Genomic DNA, 13,591 nt, shown 5'->3' with positions numbered 1-13,591 from the left:
CGTCACTCGGGTGCGCCGGCGGGCAGCTTGCGCAGTTCCCTCGGTGACGGCGACCCCTCCGCCTGCAGCGCTCGTCGCAGCTGCAGGGCGGACGTGAACCCGGCGTAGCGCGCCACCTCGTCGACCGTGAGACCGGCGTAGAGGGGATTGCGCAGCATCGATTCGGCTAGCTCGACGCGCATGCGGCGAAGCATGTCTGCGGGGGTGACTCCGGCGCGGGCGAAGGCGCGCTGCAGCTGGCGTGGCGAGATGTGCAGCTCCGCCGCGAGCTGCGTGGTCGAGAACCCTGGATCCTCTCGGCGCATCAGCATCACCGAGCGGGCGCGTTCGATCAGTGCGCTCGGTCGCTGAGCGGTCTCGACGGAGTGCTGCTCCACGAGCGAGCCGAAGGTCATCTCCGCCAGCAGCCGCTCGACGGCGTACCGCGACATGGACGAGCCCTCATCGCCGTGCCGCACCACCGCCTGCGCGAACGTGCGGAAGCCGACGGTCAGCGGCGAGGCGTACAGCACCGTGGCATCCGGCGTGCCGCCTTCGGTGAACTCCTGCAGCAGCAGTTCGGGCACCCACACGGCCAGTGCTTCCGCACCTGCTTCCCACTCGAGAGTGCGATCGGCGTGCGGGGGAAGGAAGAGACCCATCGGTGCAGCCTGGCCCGCGACGGCGGTCTCGGCGGTCGGCACCACACGCCCTTCGGCGGGGAAGACGACGACGGCGCTGTGCGATGTCGGCGACGGACGAGTGGTCGAAGCCTTCGGCGCCCAGCGCCACGAGGTGTCGCGAACACGGTGGTACGTCACGGTGATCGAGCGGAAGGAGCGCGTGGCGACGAGCCCTGCAACGTGGGTGGGGATGCCCAGGTGTGCAGAGAGCAGGGCGGTGACGCTCGAACGTGACATAGATGAAGGTGTGCGGGCGGTGGAACCGCGGCATCCGTCGCAGGCGGGCGGCGAATACTCGCTAGGCTACCAATCGTGAGTGGGTGGGGGAACACGGCTGTGCGCATCGCCGACGATGTCGCCTGGACCTCGGGTGGCTCCCGTGTGGTCGCGATGGATCTGGCGACACCGGGCGCGGCGCCCTTCGTGCTCGAGACCAGCGCCGCGGTCATCTGGGAGGAGATCGCCGCAGACGGACCGATCCGCACGCGTGAGCTGCTGGACAGGCTGTCGGCGGCGTTCGAGATCGATGAGGATGAGATTCGTGCTGATGTCGAGGCGCTGCTCTCGGATCTGGTCACCCGCGGGCTGCTGGCCGCATGAGGACCGCGCCTGTGGACGGCGGCGCGCCGTCGATGGCGTCGGCACGAGTATTCGCGCAAGGAGGGGATGCGGTGGAGAGTCGATCGGCGAAGTTCTCGCTCAGCGAGGCGAACGAGCTCGCGCACGCCCTGCTCGCGCAGATCGGCCGGGACACCGGCATCCGCACCCTTTCCATCAAGGGACTGGTCGCCGACCGGTACCGGCTGCGCCGGCCGCGCGTCGCCGCGGACGCCGACGTCATGGTCGACCCGGCCCGCTTCGATGAGTTCTGCGCCCTGCTGAACGAGCGGGGCTGGCACCTGCGCGTCGAGCGCGAGGTGCCGTCTCTTCTCGGGCCGCACTCGGTGACGTTCATCAGAGACGACTGGCCGAATGACATCGACGCGCATGTGCGCTTCCCCGGGTTCTTCGCCGATGATCAGGCGGTGTTCGACCGGCTCTGGCGCACACGCGGCGAGATGGAGGTTGCGCACGTGGAGGTGAACGTGCCTTCGCGTGGTGCGAGCGCCGTGATCGCCGCGCTGCACGCCGTGCGCTATTCGCGATCGCTGCGACACGCGGGCGAGTTCGAACAGGTCGCGCACCTGCTCGAGCATGACTTCTCCGCCGAGGACCGCGACGAGTTCGTGGACGTCGCCCGGGTGGGCCGCGCACAATGGGTGCTGCGCGAACTGTTCGAGCGGATCGGCCACCCGTTCGAGGTCGACGTCGACGCGCGCCGTCAGCGGCTGTGGAGCACCAATCGCGCCACCGTCGAAGACGGCGCGGCCGTCTCCTGGCTGAACTCGCTCGCCGCCGCCCCGTGGCACCGCAAGCCCGCCGTGCTCGTGCGCGCCGTGTGGATCTCGCGCGCGGAGATTCCCCGCAACGACGCCGAGCGGATGCCGACGGTCGGTGAGGCGTGGGCGCATCGGATGCTGCGCTGGCGGCGCGGCACCGTCTCGCTGATGCAGTACGCCCTTCGGAGGCGCTGACCGCGCGCGCTCGGGGTGTCAGCCCTGCAGCGCGATTCGCACCACACGCTCGACCTGCGCGAGCGCGGGGATCAGCTGCGCTTCCGACTGCGCGTAGACCTCGGCCGACCGACGATAAGGATCGATGACGTCCTCGTCGTCGACCGCTCGTGGAGCCACACCACGCTGGTCGGAGACGAGACGCACCAGCGCGCTGAACCGCGAGCGCGGATTGCCGGCGTCCTTCGCCGCCTCGTGCAGTGCGCCGTCATCGAGTGTGGCGGCGAGGCGAGCGAACTCGCGCAGGGTGAAGGTGCGGTGCAGGCGGCGGGGGACGAGCTGCACGGCCGTGGTGCTGTGCTGCGCGCTCATGGTCAGCACGAGGTCGGCGTCCTGCAGCAGCGACTCGGTGAGCAGGCGCGCCTTGTGGCCGCCCGCGCGTACCGGGGGAACGCCGTTGCGCTCGGCCAGCTCGCGCGCCAGGGTCGGCATGCCGTGCCCCACCAGCGCCTGCGTGCCGGCGCTGTGCACCCGCAGATCCAGGTCGGCGAGCCGCGTGGCGAGCACGGTCTCGGCGAGCGGTGAACGGCAGATGTTCCCGGTGCACACAGTGAGAATGTTCGGTTGCACGTCGGGCAGCTCTTCCGTGCTCTCGGCGAACAGTGAGCGGACCGAGAACGGTGAGGCGGAGGTCGACGTCTTCTCGGGTTCCGCCGGCGTCCGGTCGCCGAGGTCGTGCCCCGGTTGCGGGGATGCGACGTCGGTGTGCCGCTGCCGGCGCTCGCGGCGTGTCCGCGCGAGCGCAGCGTCCATCTCGATCCTCCCCAGCAACGCCGACCTCAGGCCCCGGCGAACCCGTTCGGGTTCTGCGACTGCCAGGTCCATGAGTCGCGGCAGGCGTCGTCCAGCGAGCGCGTGGTGCGCCAGTCCAGCCGCTCATTCGCCTTCGCGGGGTCGGCGACGAGGGTCGCGAGGTCGCCGGCGCGCGGGGCCACGATCTCGTACGGGATCTGCTTGCCGCTGGCGTCGGTGTACGCCTTGACCACCTCGAGCACGCTGTATCCCTCGCCCGATCCCAGGTTGTACGCCTCGACGCCGGGCTGCAGGTGGTGCAGGGCGGCGACATGTCCTTCGGCGAGATCCATCACGTGGATGTAGTCCCGCACGCCCGTACCGTCAGCGGTCGGGTACTGGTCGCCGAACACGGCGAGCTTCTCGCGACGGCCCACGGCCACCTGGGCGACGAAGGGCATGAGGTTGTTCGGGATGCCGGAGGGGTCCTCGCCGATCTCACCGGACGGATGCGCGCCCACCGGGTTGAAGTAACGCAGCAGCACGGCCTCCAGCTCGGGCCACGAGCGCTGCACGTCGGTGATGATCTGCTCGATCATCGCCTTCGTCCAGCCGTAGGGGTTGGTGACGCCGCATCCGACGGGCTGCGTCTCGTCCAGACGCTCGACGCCGGCCGCCGGCGTGCCGTACACGGTGGCCGACGAGCTGAAGACCAGCTTGCGCACGTCCTTGTCGCGCATGATGTCGAGCAGGTTCAGCGTCGAGTTGAGATTGGTGCGGTAGTACCGCGACGGCTGCGCCACCGACTCGCCGACGGCCTTGAGCCCGGCGAAGTGCACGACCGCGTCGAACTCGAGATCGGCGAGCGCAGCATCCGCCGCCGCACGATCGGCGAGGTCGGCTTCGACGACCTGCACGGTCTTGCCGGTGAGCTTCTCGACCCGCCGCAGCGCCTCAGGACTGCTGTTCGAGAAGTCGTCGAGCACGATGACGTCGTCACCGCGCTCCAGCAGCACGAGAGCGACATGGGACCCGATGTACCCGGCACCGCCGGTGAGAAGTACGCGCACGGTACGAGATTATCGGGACGAGTCTGGGAACGCGGCGAGGCGGGCCGTCACTGCTCGCAGGTCGCGACGACTGAGGTCTCGCCGAATGCCGGCGTCAGCTGAGCGATGACCTCTTCGGGGGTGGCGTTGGGCAGCGACACGGTGAGCGACGCGGTCGTCGCGTCGCCTGGCGCGAGATCGGTTGAGAAGCTGAGCACCCGGTAATCACCGTCACGCCCGCTGCCGAACCCGAGGTCGTTCGACAGCTCCGATTCCAGCAGGTTGGCGCCGACGGGCAGGTAGATGAAGGTCACGACGCGCAGGGTGGCGGCGGGCACGCCGTAGTTGCCGCCGACGATCGCGCCGGGCAGGCTCGTGGCGGCGTCTGCCGGGGCGTTGTTCTTCAGGGTCAGGGTGAGAGTGGCCTGCGATGTCACCTGATCGCGCCCGCAGCGGTTCCAGGTGAGCTGCGGGTCGACATCGAGGTAGTAGCCCAGCTTCGAACCCGTGCCGTCGTTGAGGTAGACGCCGAATCGGGCGGCCTCATCGTCTGTGACGGGCAACTGGCCCGCGAGGGTGGTCTCGGCGAGCACGCGCTGCTCGTCTTCGTGCGAGCTCCACATGAGCAGGCGGCGCTCGTCGGCGGCATGGCCGAGTGCGGCGAGCACGCTCGCGGGCGACGCTTGGCCGCTCATCAGCGTGTCGAAGACGGTGGCCGCGGCGAGAGCGAACACGGCGTTCTGCGCTTCGGGGTCGTCGTAGTTCAGATAGACATCGTTCAGCAGCACCTGCACGGCATTGTCTGAGGTCAAGGTCTCGCCGGTCGGCAGCCGGATCGGTCCGGTCGCGTCGAGCAGGTACGACAGCGCCACCGGATCGAGCGAGATCACGGCGTCGGCATCGGTGCCGTGCGCCAGCTCCCACATGTCGCGCGCCATCGGCGCAGCCTGGGTGAAGTCGGGCAGCACCGTAGTGCCTGAGAACCACACCGCCGGGCGGTCGCCGTAGAGAGCCTGCTTGTCGGGCTCGAGTTCCCGCACCGGAGTGGTGAACCGGCTGATCCCGGCTGTGCCCTGCTCGGCGAGGCTCACTTTGCCGTTCTCGGCGGTGAGCACGGCAGTGGCCCCCGGCATTCCGCCGAGGGAGCGCAGCTCTGCCGGGTTCTGGAACAGCAGCAGCCAGGTGCGCTTCTCTTCGCTGCCGAGCATGGTCGGCAGCAGCCGGGCAGTGCGCTGCAGGGTGTCGATGGCGCTCGCCGCCTCTTCGACCTGCTCGGTGGCGGGCTCGATGATCGCCCGCAGCGGCCGCAGCAGCACGGTCGTGTCGATGGCGTTCATAGCGGCGGATGCCGATGCCATGCCCGCGGCCGCTTGATCGGCAGCGGGCTGTATCGACGTGAACGCCGACAGATCGATGCCGCCGTCGGCGATCCGGAACGCGTTGAGATCCACGGTCGCGAGCACATCCGACAGGGGAGTCAGGGTCGTGGTGCTGATCTCGTCGAGCGTCTCGGTGAGCGTCGACACAGCGTCGAGCTGCGGTCCGATCCAGGGAAGTCGCGCTCCTGCCGACCAGATCGGATCACTGGTGATCTCGCGTGCCGCCTGTGCGTCCGCGCGAATCTCGCGGATCGCGACCGCTGCGGCATCGGGGTCGTCGATGGCCGACGCCAACAGGTCGATCTGTGCCCGGGCCGACTGCAGATAGCCGGCGACGTATGTGGCGCGGAAGACGATCCACATGGCGCCTGCGAGCGCGGCGATGAGGATCACGGCCAGCGTCCATCCGACGATGGTTCCGATCGTCCGGGCGCGCTGAGGTGAGATCGCAGTCGGCGAGATCACGGAGCGCTCACCTCGACGATGCTGTCGCCCGCCCACACGACGATGGCGCCCGCCGTCGGCGCCATCGCGATCGGCTGCGTGGCATCGACGTTCTCGGCGCATCCGAGGTCGCTGCTCTCACCCGACGAGAACCGGGTGACCGCGAGGCCCGCGCACTCGGCGGTGACGTGGCCGACGACCAGATCACCGGAATCGATCGTGAGCGCTCTGACCGCAGGGGTCGGCTGCACGGCCCACGTACTCTCGGTCAGCAGCCACGCCTGGTCGTCGCAGATGAGCGCGACGACATCACCTGACGCGCGCAGGCCGCGGGGGGTCGCGCAGGGCGCAGCGAGATCGCCGGCGCGGGTGTGCACGAGGGCCGGATCGTCGAGGGTGATGTAGCGTGAGCGCTCGAGGCTGCCGTCGTACGAGGTCCATTCCGCTCCCGCGCTGAAGGTGCGCAGCGACGCGGCGGTGCACTCGTCGTCCACGCTGGCGACCAGCTCGGCACCGTCGGGATACGCATCGACGGATGCGATCTGCCGCATCTCGACATCGCTCGGCACGACGTCGACCCAAGCGCCCTGAGCGTCGAGGCGCTGAAGCAGCGGAGCGTCGCCGCCGCATGATCCGGCGGTCGCACGCCAGCCGCTCGAGCCCGCGAATGACAGGAACCGCTCGGCCGCCCGATCCTGCACTGCCGGGGTCGCGGTCGCGGTCGGCGTCGGCTTCGGCGTGACGGTCGGGGTCACCGTCGTCTGCGGCGTGAGGCTGACGATCGGCTGCGGGGTCGAGGCTGACTGCGGGGCCCGTGAGCTCGTCAGCGCCATCACGCTCAGCGTCGCGACGACGACCGCGAGCACGACGATGACGACGGTGAGGGCGACCCTACGGCCGGTGCTGGTGGGCGGCATGCAGGGTCACGCCCTGCCCTCGACGTTCGCGCTGCGCCTGCGGCGACGCGGCTCTTCGTCGGGCTCGTCGCCGTATCGCTGCTCGCCGTAGCCGTATCCGTAGCCGTAGGTGGCCGCGTCGGCGCCGCGGGTGGGAACCTTGGTGATGACAATGCCGGCCTGCTTGGCGTCGACGTTCTCGAGGGCCGACATGGCGGCCGCCAGCTGCTGCTTCGTCGTCTCGCCTGCGGCGACGACGGTGATGACGCGGCTGGTCGCGCGCGACAGTACTGCGGCGTCGGTGACGGGCAGCAGCGGGGGCGAGTCGCAGATGACGACATCGAAATCACGCTCCAGCGCCGCGAGCAGCTGACTCATCTGCGGCGAACCCAGCAGCTCGCTCGGATTCGGCGGGATGCGGCCGGCGGCAAGCACGTACAGGCTGCGCTGACCCCAGGGCAGCATCACATCGCCGAGCCGCACGTTGCCGATCAGCACGTCCGACAGGCCGACGGCGCCGTCGATGCCGCAGTAGTCGGCCACCTTCGGTTTGCGCAGATCGGCGTCGAGCAGGGCGACCTTCTTGCCGGCATCGGCGAGCGCGATGGCGAGGTTGATGGCGGTGCTGCTCTTGCCCTCAGACGGCATGGATGAGGTGACGGTGAAGCTGTGCTTGCCGTCGAAGTCGACGAACTGCAGGTTCGTGCGCAGCGAGCGGAAGGCTTCGGCGCGCGGGCTGAGCGGGTCGACGTTGATGATCAGCGGCCGCTGCTTCCACTTGGCATCGAAGGGGATCGCACCGAGCACCGCGGTCTCGGTGATGTGCTCGACGTCGCGCTTGGTGCGCACCTTGGTGTCGAGCACCGTGAGCAGCATCGCGATGCCGATGCCGGCCGCGAGGCCGAGCAGCAATCCGAGCACGAGATTGATCGGCACGTTGGGGCTGGCGGCTTGCGACGGCGGCAGCGCGTTCTCGACCCGGGTCAGGCGCACCGGGCTGGTTTCCTGCCCCTCAAGCGTGTCGAGGCTTTCGACGGTCTCGGTGAGGCTGCCCGCGATGGCGTTCGAGATCTCGGCCGCCTGCGCGGGGTCGGGGTCGGTCACGGTGATCGTGATGAGGTTCGTGCCGGTCTCGACGGTGGCTTTGACCCTTGCCGCTTGCGAATCCGCGGTCGTGTCGAGACCGAGTTCGGTGATGATCGGATCGATGACCACCGGCGTGGTCGCGAGCGCGGCGTAGGTCGCGACGCGCGACTGGGTGAACGTCTGGCCCTGCTGCAGTTCGGCGACCGAGTCGCTGGACTGGGTCGACACGTACACGGTGCTCGAGGCGTTGTACAGCGGTGTGCGGGTGAGCGACCAGACGGCGGCAGCCCCGACGCCGACGAGAGTGGTGATCACGATGAGCACGGCATATTTGCGCAGAACGTGAAGGTAATCGCGAAGTTCCATGAGCTCCCTGTCGAGGTTCTCTCAATCCTGCCACACGGGCCGGTTCGCCCTTCGCGGTAGCGTGAAGGCGTGACAGCCGGCACCGTTCCCACCGATCAGCCGCCCCGTCGCGCTCGCCAGCGCCACGACTGGCGCGACGGTGGGCGCACCGTCAAAGCATGGGACGAATCGGTGCTCGCCATCGCACTCGTCTCGCTGGGCATCTCTCTTCTGGTCGCCGCGGCGATCCGCGCCTCCGACTCCGCATTGATCTCGGCGCTTGTGGCGGATGGAGTCGTGCTCATCGGAATGCTGACCGCCGTCGTCATCGCCTTCCTGCGTGCACGGCCGAAGCCGCTGCTGCGCATCCGCGGAGTCGACGTCGTCTACGGTCTCGGATTCGGGCTGATCCTGAGAATGGTGCAGGGCTGGCTGGAGGTCGCTGCCGGTGCCTCCGGAGCCCTTCCCGCTGCGCCGTATGAAGGCGCGTGGGCGTTCGCCGGCTTGGGAGCACTTTCCCTCGCAGGGCCGCTCATCGAAGAGGTCTTCCTTCGCGGCGTGCTGCTGGTGACCGCCTACTCGGTGGTGCGGCGCATGACGAGCGCGGCACCCGCCATGATCACCGCTCTGTTGCTCAGCGCCACGGCGTCAGCCGTCGTGCACGCCTGGACCGGTGGTACGGCATGGGAAGCCTGGCTGACGCCGTTGATCGTCGCGCTGTCGTGCGGTGCGCTGGTGATGATGACGGGGCGAATCTGGGGGGCAGTCTTCGTGCATCTTGTGTTCAGCGCGACCCACGCGGTACTCGCGTTCGCGGGAGCTCAGTGGGGTTGACAGTACGTGAATGTTGCTCGTGAGTCGCCTTCATGCGTCATCTGTGCAAGACTTTGAGCCAGACATGGGGGTGCGCGCGCGCTCGTTGGGGATCGGACACCGGGCGCTCGAGCCTCCCGGACTGTGAGGGATGAACGTGAAGAAGACAATGACGAGTCTTGCGCTCGCCGGCATTCTTGTGCTCGGCGGCGCTTCGGCAGCCATCGCTGACCCCAACTACCCCGTCGACGAGCCCGACATCGTGGCCAGCGACACCACTCCAGCTGTCGGCCAGCCGGTCACGCTCACCGTCACCGTTCCCGATGGCGTGACAGAGGTCACGTTCTCGATCACCGGTGCGCCGGCAGGCTCCACGCTCGCATCGACCGTGTTCGCCGCCGCTGGCACCGTTGACCTCTCGGTCGACAAGGCTGTCACCGACAACACCGCCTCGGCCGTGTTCACCCCCGCGGCTGCCGGCGAGTACCGCGTGGTCGTGACCGGCGAGGGTATGGATCCTCTTTACATCGACGTGGTCGTCGGCGCGACAAGCGGCGGCGGCACCCAGACCGATGACGACGGGCTCGCCGTGACCGGCGGCAACGTGCCCGTCGGCGTGATTTGGGCGGGCGTCGGCGCGATCGGCCTCGGCGGCATCGCCGTCGCGGCTGCCGCCGTACGCCGTCGCTCCAACAGCAGCAGCAACAACTGATCGCCGGGCGATCTCGCTGACGCAGAAGACGCCGCCTTTCCCGGAACATCCCCCGGGAAGGGCGGCGTCTTCTTTGCGTCTGCCGGGTGTGTACTCCAGGCCATGGACCGCCGTGCTGCTAGCTGCGGCGGCCGCTGTTGCGAGCGTGCTACTGGGAGGGCTTGCTTCCAGCGCAGCCGTTGACGGGATCGGCGGGGCCCTTCTCGTGGCGGTCGCAATCATCGCGCCGATGCTCGCCGCCGCGTTGATCATCCCCGCCATCGCGGGCTCAGCGCGATTGTTCGCCGCCCTCGGACTGGCACCCGTGCGAGTCCTCGACCTGCTCATCGGCACCTGCCTTGCTCTGGTGATGCGAGCTGCTGTGGAGCTCGTCGCCCCGACAGTTGCGACCGGAGCCGGGTGGCTCGCTGATGAAATGCTCGTCTCGCTCATCGTTGCCGTGCTCGTCTCTCCCGTCGTGGAAGAGCTGCTCTTCCGCGGCGTGCTGCAGCGCGCACTCGCCGACGGGCTGCGAAAATCAGGGCCGCTCGTGGCGGCGGTCGCATCGATCGTCGCGACGACCGCGGCTTTTACAGCTGCGCACGCGATGACGGGAACCGTTCAGTACGTGACGATCGTCGCAACAGTCGCCGTCGGCACAGGCTGCGGCATCATGACGGCATGGACCGGTCGGCTCGGCGCAGCGATCACAGCGCACCTGTTCTACAACGCGATCGGTGCAGCGTTGATGCTCGGATGACCGTACGTGTCGCTGACAGTCACTATGCTGGTGAATGATTTGCCTGGTATTTCAGCGTGCATGACGAGGGGTCAGCGCACGTCAGGGCGCGCCCCGAAGCGTGCCCGTGAGGGGGCACGCCACGGCGTGACCAGAGACGGTTGATGGTATGGAAGCAGAGCTGAGGCGCGAGAGACTGACTCCCGCGCAGTGGCGCGGGCGGGTGGCAGCGATCGCTGCCGACTGTGCGGCTTGGATCGTCGGGGTGGTTGCCGCGGTGCTGCTTCGATTCGAGTTCGTGTTGACGCCGCTCGGATGGGGTGCGACTCTGGCTCTCGCTCTCATTGCGGCGGGTCTGCAGACCGTGCTCGGCGCGCTCCTCGTTCGTCTGCGCGGGCGGCTGCGCTACGGATCGTTCGACGAGGTGCGCGATCTGACGCTGCTGGTGGTGATCGAGACCATTGTCCTCTCGGCATTCGTCGTGATTTTCGGACCGGTGTTCGGCGTTCCGCGCGGGACCATGTTCCTGGCGTTCCCCGTCGCCCTTCTAGTCATGTTCGGTGTGAGGTACACCTCGAGGTTGTTTCGCGACCGATCGGTCAAGCACCATCACACCGCGGCGCCAGCTCTGATCGTCGGTGCTGGTGCGCTCGGCGACATGGTGTTGCGCGCCATCTCCATCGATTCCGCCTCGCCGATCCGACCGGTCGGCGTCCTCGACGACGACCCGGCGAAGAAGAACCTGCGTCTTCGAGGGGTTCCGGTGCTCGGCAAGACCAGCCACATCGCCGATGTTGCTGCACGCACCGGTGCGAAGGTGCTGGTGATTGCGATCGCGCGTGCCGATGGTGCCCTGCTGCGCAGCCTGACCGACCGGGCACTGAAGGCGGGGCTTCGAGTGTCGGTGACGCCGTCGCTCGGCAGCCTGATGTCAGGCGAGCAGTCGGCCGCCGACCTGCGAGACATCAGCATCGAAGATCTGATCGGACGCACGCCGGTGGACACGAATGTCGAGCTCATCGCGGGCTACGTCACCGGCAAGCGAGTGCTGGTCACCGGTGCCGGCGGCTCGATCGGTTCAGAGCTCTGCCGGCAGCTGTCGAAGTTCGGGCCGAGCGAGCTGATCATGCTCGACCGCGACGAGACTGGCCTTCAGGCCGCGCAGCTGGGTACCGCCGGTCACGGCCTGCTGGACTCTCGAGACGTCGTGCTGGCTGACATCCGAGAGCCTGAAAGCCTGAACGCGATTTTCGCCGACCGCCGCCCCGAGGTCGTCTTCCACGCGGCAGCTCTCAAGCATTTGCCGATGCTCGAGCAGTATCCGGATGAGGCGTGGAAGACGAACGTTCTCGGCACGCTCAATGTGCTCAACGCAGCGCGTTCCGTGGGCGTAGAGACGTTCGTGAACATCTCGACCGACAAGGCGGCGAATCCGACGAGCGTGCTGGGTCACTCCAAGCGCGTTGCCGAAAAGCTCACCGCATGGGCGGGGGAGGAGACAGGAAAGCGCTACCTGTCGGTGCGGTTCGGGAACGTCATCGGCAGCCGTGGCTCGATGCTGCCGACCTTTAAGGCGCTGATCGAAGCGGGCGGCCCGGTCACAGTCACTCACCCCGAGGTGACCCGATACTTCATGACCATTCCCGAGGCATGCCAACTCGTCGTGCAGGCCGGCGGGATCGGGCGGCCGGGGGAGATCTTGATCCTCGACATGGGGCAGCCCGTGTCGATTCTGGATGTCGCCAAGCGGATGATTGCGATGTCGGGCAAGGCGATCGAGGTTGTGTTCACCGGCCTGCGCCCAGGCGAGAAACTGCACGAAGAACTCGTGGGCAGTCGAGAGCACCTCGAGAGACCGTTTCATCCGAAGGTGTCGCACACCCGCGCTGAATCGATTCCGCCAGAACGGCTCGACAAGGCGGGGTGGAAGGCACGCATGTTCGCCGAGCCCAGGAACAACGACACTGCGATCGTCGAACGGCTCGACCTTGGGAAGGCGGAGAATCCGCGGTGAGCGAACGCATCTACATGTCATCGCCCGATGTCGGGCAGCTGGAAGAGGAGGCGGTCGTCGCTGCCATGCGTTCGGGCTGGATCGCCCCGCTGGGCCCAGACGTCGACGCGTTCGAACGTGAGCTCGCGCAGCGGGTCGGAGTAGCGCACGGTGTGGCGCTGAGCTCCGGAACGGCGGCTCTGCACCTTGGATTGCTGACGTTGGGCGTCGGCCCGGGTGACGTGGTGATCACTTCGACGATGACGTTTGCGGCCACGGCGAACGCGATCACTTATACCGGTGCCGAGCCGTACTTCATCGATGCCGACATCGCCACCGGCAACATGGACCCGGCGTTGCTGCGTCAAGCCCTCGTGACCCTGCGCAAGGCGGGCGAGAAGGTTGCGGCGATCGTGCCCGTGGATCTGCTCGGCAAGGCCGTCGACTACACGAGCATCCTGGCCATCGCCGAAGAGTTCGGTGTGCCCGTGCTCGCCGATGCTGCGGAGTCGCTGGGGGCGACCCATAAGGGCAAGGCCACAGGCAGCTTCGGTCGCGCGTCGATCGTGTCGTTCAACGGCAACAAGATCATGACCACGTCGGGCGGCGGGATGCTGCTCACCGACGACGCCGATTTCGCAGCCCACGTGCGCTACCTGGCCACACAAGCCCGCCAACCTGTCGTTCACTACGAGCACACAGACATCGGCTACAACTACCGCATGAGCAACCTCCTAGCTGCGCTCGGCCGCGCGCAGCTCTCCCGGCTCGATGAGATGATCGCCCGGCGACGGGAGATGCGTGAGCTGTACAAGAACCTCTTCGCGGAGGTCGACGGAGTCCAGCTCTTTGGGGCCAACGGCGACGAACAGGACAACGTTTGGCTGACCTCTATCCTGGTGGATCCGTCTATCGCGGGATGGCGGACGCATGGACTCGCGGCGGCGCTGGCAGCACAGAATATCGAGAGCCGCCCATTGTGGAAGCCGATGCACAAACAGCCGGTCTTTGCTGGATACCGACGGATGGTCAACGGCGCTTCCGAGCGTCTGTTCAATTGGGGCCTTACTCTTCCCAGCGGGTCCGCGCTCAATGTTCATCAGCGCGAGCGCGTATCGCGGGCCATCCGCGAGTTCTTGAGTCGATAAC

13 protein-coding genes are annotated in these 13,591 nt (G+C 67.8%); 7 read left to right on the top strand and 6 right to left on the bottom strand.

All coding sequences use genetic code 11. The features are described from left to right. Positions 1 to 2: 2 nt before the first annotated feature. Entirely contained in the window at positions 3 to 899 is an 897-nt protein-coding gene (locus tag ACFWH5_RS02170; protein WP_378831254.1) for a helix-turn-helix domain-containing protein, read from the bottom strand. 75 nt (positions 900 to 974) lie between these two features. On the opposite strand from ACFWH5_RS02170, the gene ACFWH5_RS02165 reads away from it, so the two are divergent. Both ACFWH5_RS02165 and ACFWH5_RS02160 read left to right on the top strand, forming a co-directional pair. After that, positions 975 to 1,262 carry a PqqD family protein gene (locus tag ACFWH5_RS02165; RefSeq protein ID WP_378831251.1) on the top strand — a complete coding sequence of 96 codons (288 nt, stop codon included), beginning with the start codon at positions 975 to 977 and terminating at the stop codon, positions 1,260 to 1,262. A gap of 71 nt (positions 1,263 to 1,333) precedes the next feature. Continuing rightward, complete coding sequence (locus tag ACFWH5_RS02160; protein ID WP_378831249.1) at positions 1,334 to 2,236, top strand: hypothetical protein; 903 nt, start codon at positions 1,334 to 1,336, stop codon at positions 2,234 to 2,236. Between the two features lie 18 nt (positions 2,237 to 2,254). Here ACFWH5_RS02160 and ACFWH5_RS02155 read toward each other — a convergent pair whose 3' ends face one another. Genes ACFWH5_RS02155 through ACFWH5_RS02135 form a run of 5 tightly spaced genes read right to left on the bottom strand, consistent with a single transcriptional unit; the run spans position 2,255 to position 8,227 of the window. Then, positions 2,255 to 3,028 (bottom strand): low molecular weight phosphatase family protein, encoded by a 774-nt coding sequence (locus ACFWH5_RS02155; RefSeq protein ID WP_378831247.1) that lies wholly within the window; start codon positions 3,026 to 3,028, stop codon positions 2,255 to 2,257. Positions 3,029 to 3,054: 26 nt separating this feature from the next. Then, positions 3,055 to 4,077 carry a UDP-glucose 4-epimerase GalE gene (gene galE / locus ACFWH5_RS02150; RefSeq protein WP_378831244.1) on the bottom strand — a complete coding sequence of 341 codons (1,023 nt, stop codon included), beginning with the start codon at positions 4,075 to 4,077 and terminating at the stop codon, positions 3,055 to 3,057. A 47-nt stretch (positions 4,078 to 4,124) separates the two neighbouring features. Next, complete coding sequence (locus tag ACFWH5_RS02145; protein WP_378831242.1) at positions 4,125 to 5,900, bottom strand: DUF4012 domain-containing protein; 1,776 nt, start codon at positions 5,898 to 5,900, stop codon at positions 4,125 to 4,127. Further along, positions 5,897 to 6,796 carry a hypothetical protein gene (locus ACFWH5_RS02140; RefSeq protein ID WP_378831240.1) on the bottom strand — a complete coding sequence of 300 codons (900 nt, stop codon included), beginning with the start codon at positions 6,794 to 6,796 and terminating at the stop codon, positions 5,897 to 5,899. The genes ACFWH5_RS02145 and ACFWH5_RS02140 overlap by 4 nt, the downstream gene beginning before the upstream one ends. A gap of 6 nt (positions 6,797 to 6,802) precedes the next feature. Then, entirely contained in the window at positions 6,803 to 8,227 is a 1,425-nt protein-coding gene (locus ACFWH5_RS02135) for a polysaccharide biosynthesis tyrosine autokinase (RefSeq protein WP_378831238.1), read from the bottom strand. A gap of 69 nt (positions 8,228 to 8,296) precedes the next feature. Between ACFWH5_RS02135 and ACFWH5_RS02130 the strand changes: the two genes are divergently transcribed. The 5 genes from ACFWH5_RS02130 to ACFWH5_RS02110 all read left to right on the top strand — a co-directional run bounded on the left by ACFWH5_RS02130 (position 8,297) and on the right by ACFWH5_RS02110 (position 13,590). Continuing rightward, positions 8,297 to 9,040 (top strand): type II CAAX prenyl endopeptidase Rce1 family protein, encoded by a 744-nt coding sequence (locus tag ACFWH5_RS02130; protein WP_378831236.1) that lies wholly within the window; start codon positions 8,297 to 8,299, stop codon positions 9,038 to 9,040. Between the two features lie 130 nt (positions 9,041 to 9,170). Further along, on the top strand, positions 9,171 to 9,731 hold the full coding sequence (locus tag ACFWH5_RS02125) for a hypothetical protein (RefSeq protein ID WP_378831235.1): 561 nt from the start codon (positions 9,171 to 9,173) through the stop codon (positions 9,729 to 9,731). 205 nt (positions 9,732 to 9,936) lie between these two features. Further along, positions 9,937 to 10,470, top strand: coding sequence for a CPBP family intramembrane glutamic endopeptidase (locus ACFWH5_RS02120; protein WP_378831233.1), 534 nt, complete (start codon positions 9,937 to 9,939; stop codon positions 10,468 to 10,470). Positions 10,471 to 10,618: 148 nt separating this feature from the next. Beyond that, positions 10,619 to 12,463 carry a polysaccharide biosynthesis protein gene (locus ACFWH5_RS02115; RefSeq protein WP_378831231.1) on the top strand — a complete coding sequence of 615 codons (1,845 nt, stop codon included), beginning with the start codon at positions 10,619 to 10,621 and terminating at the stop codon, positions 12,461 to 12,463. Next, positions 12,460 to 13,590 carry a DegT/DnrJ/EryC1/StrS family aminotransferase gene (locus ACFWH5_RS02110; RefSeq protein ID WP_378831229.1) on the top strand — a complete coding sequence of 377 codons (1,131 nt, stop codon included), beginning with the start codon at positions 12,460 to 12,462 and terminating at the stop codon, positions 13,588 to 13,590. Before ACFWH5_RS02115 ends, ACFWH5_RS02110 begins: the two co-directional genes overlap by 4 nt. The last annotated feature ends 1 nt before the right edge of the window (position 13,591 follow it).

Source organism: Microbacterium sp. NPDC058345 (genome assembly GCF_042723855.1).
Lineage (GTDB): Bacteria > Actinomycetota > Actinomycetes > Actinomycetales > Microbacteriaceae > Microbacterium.
This window is presented reverse-complemented; position numbering and strand designations above follow the sequence as displayed.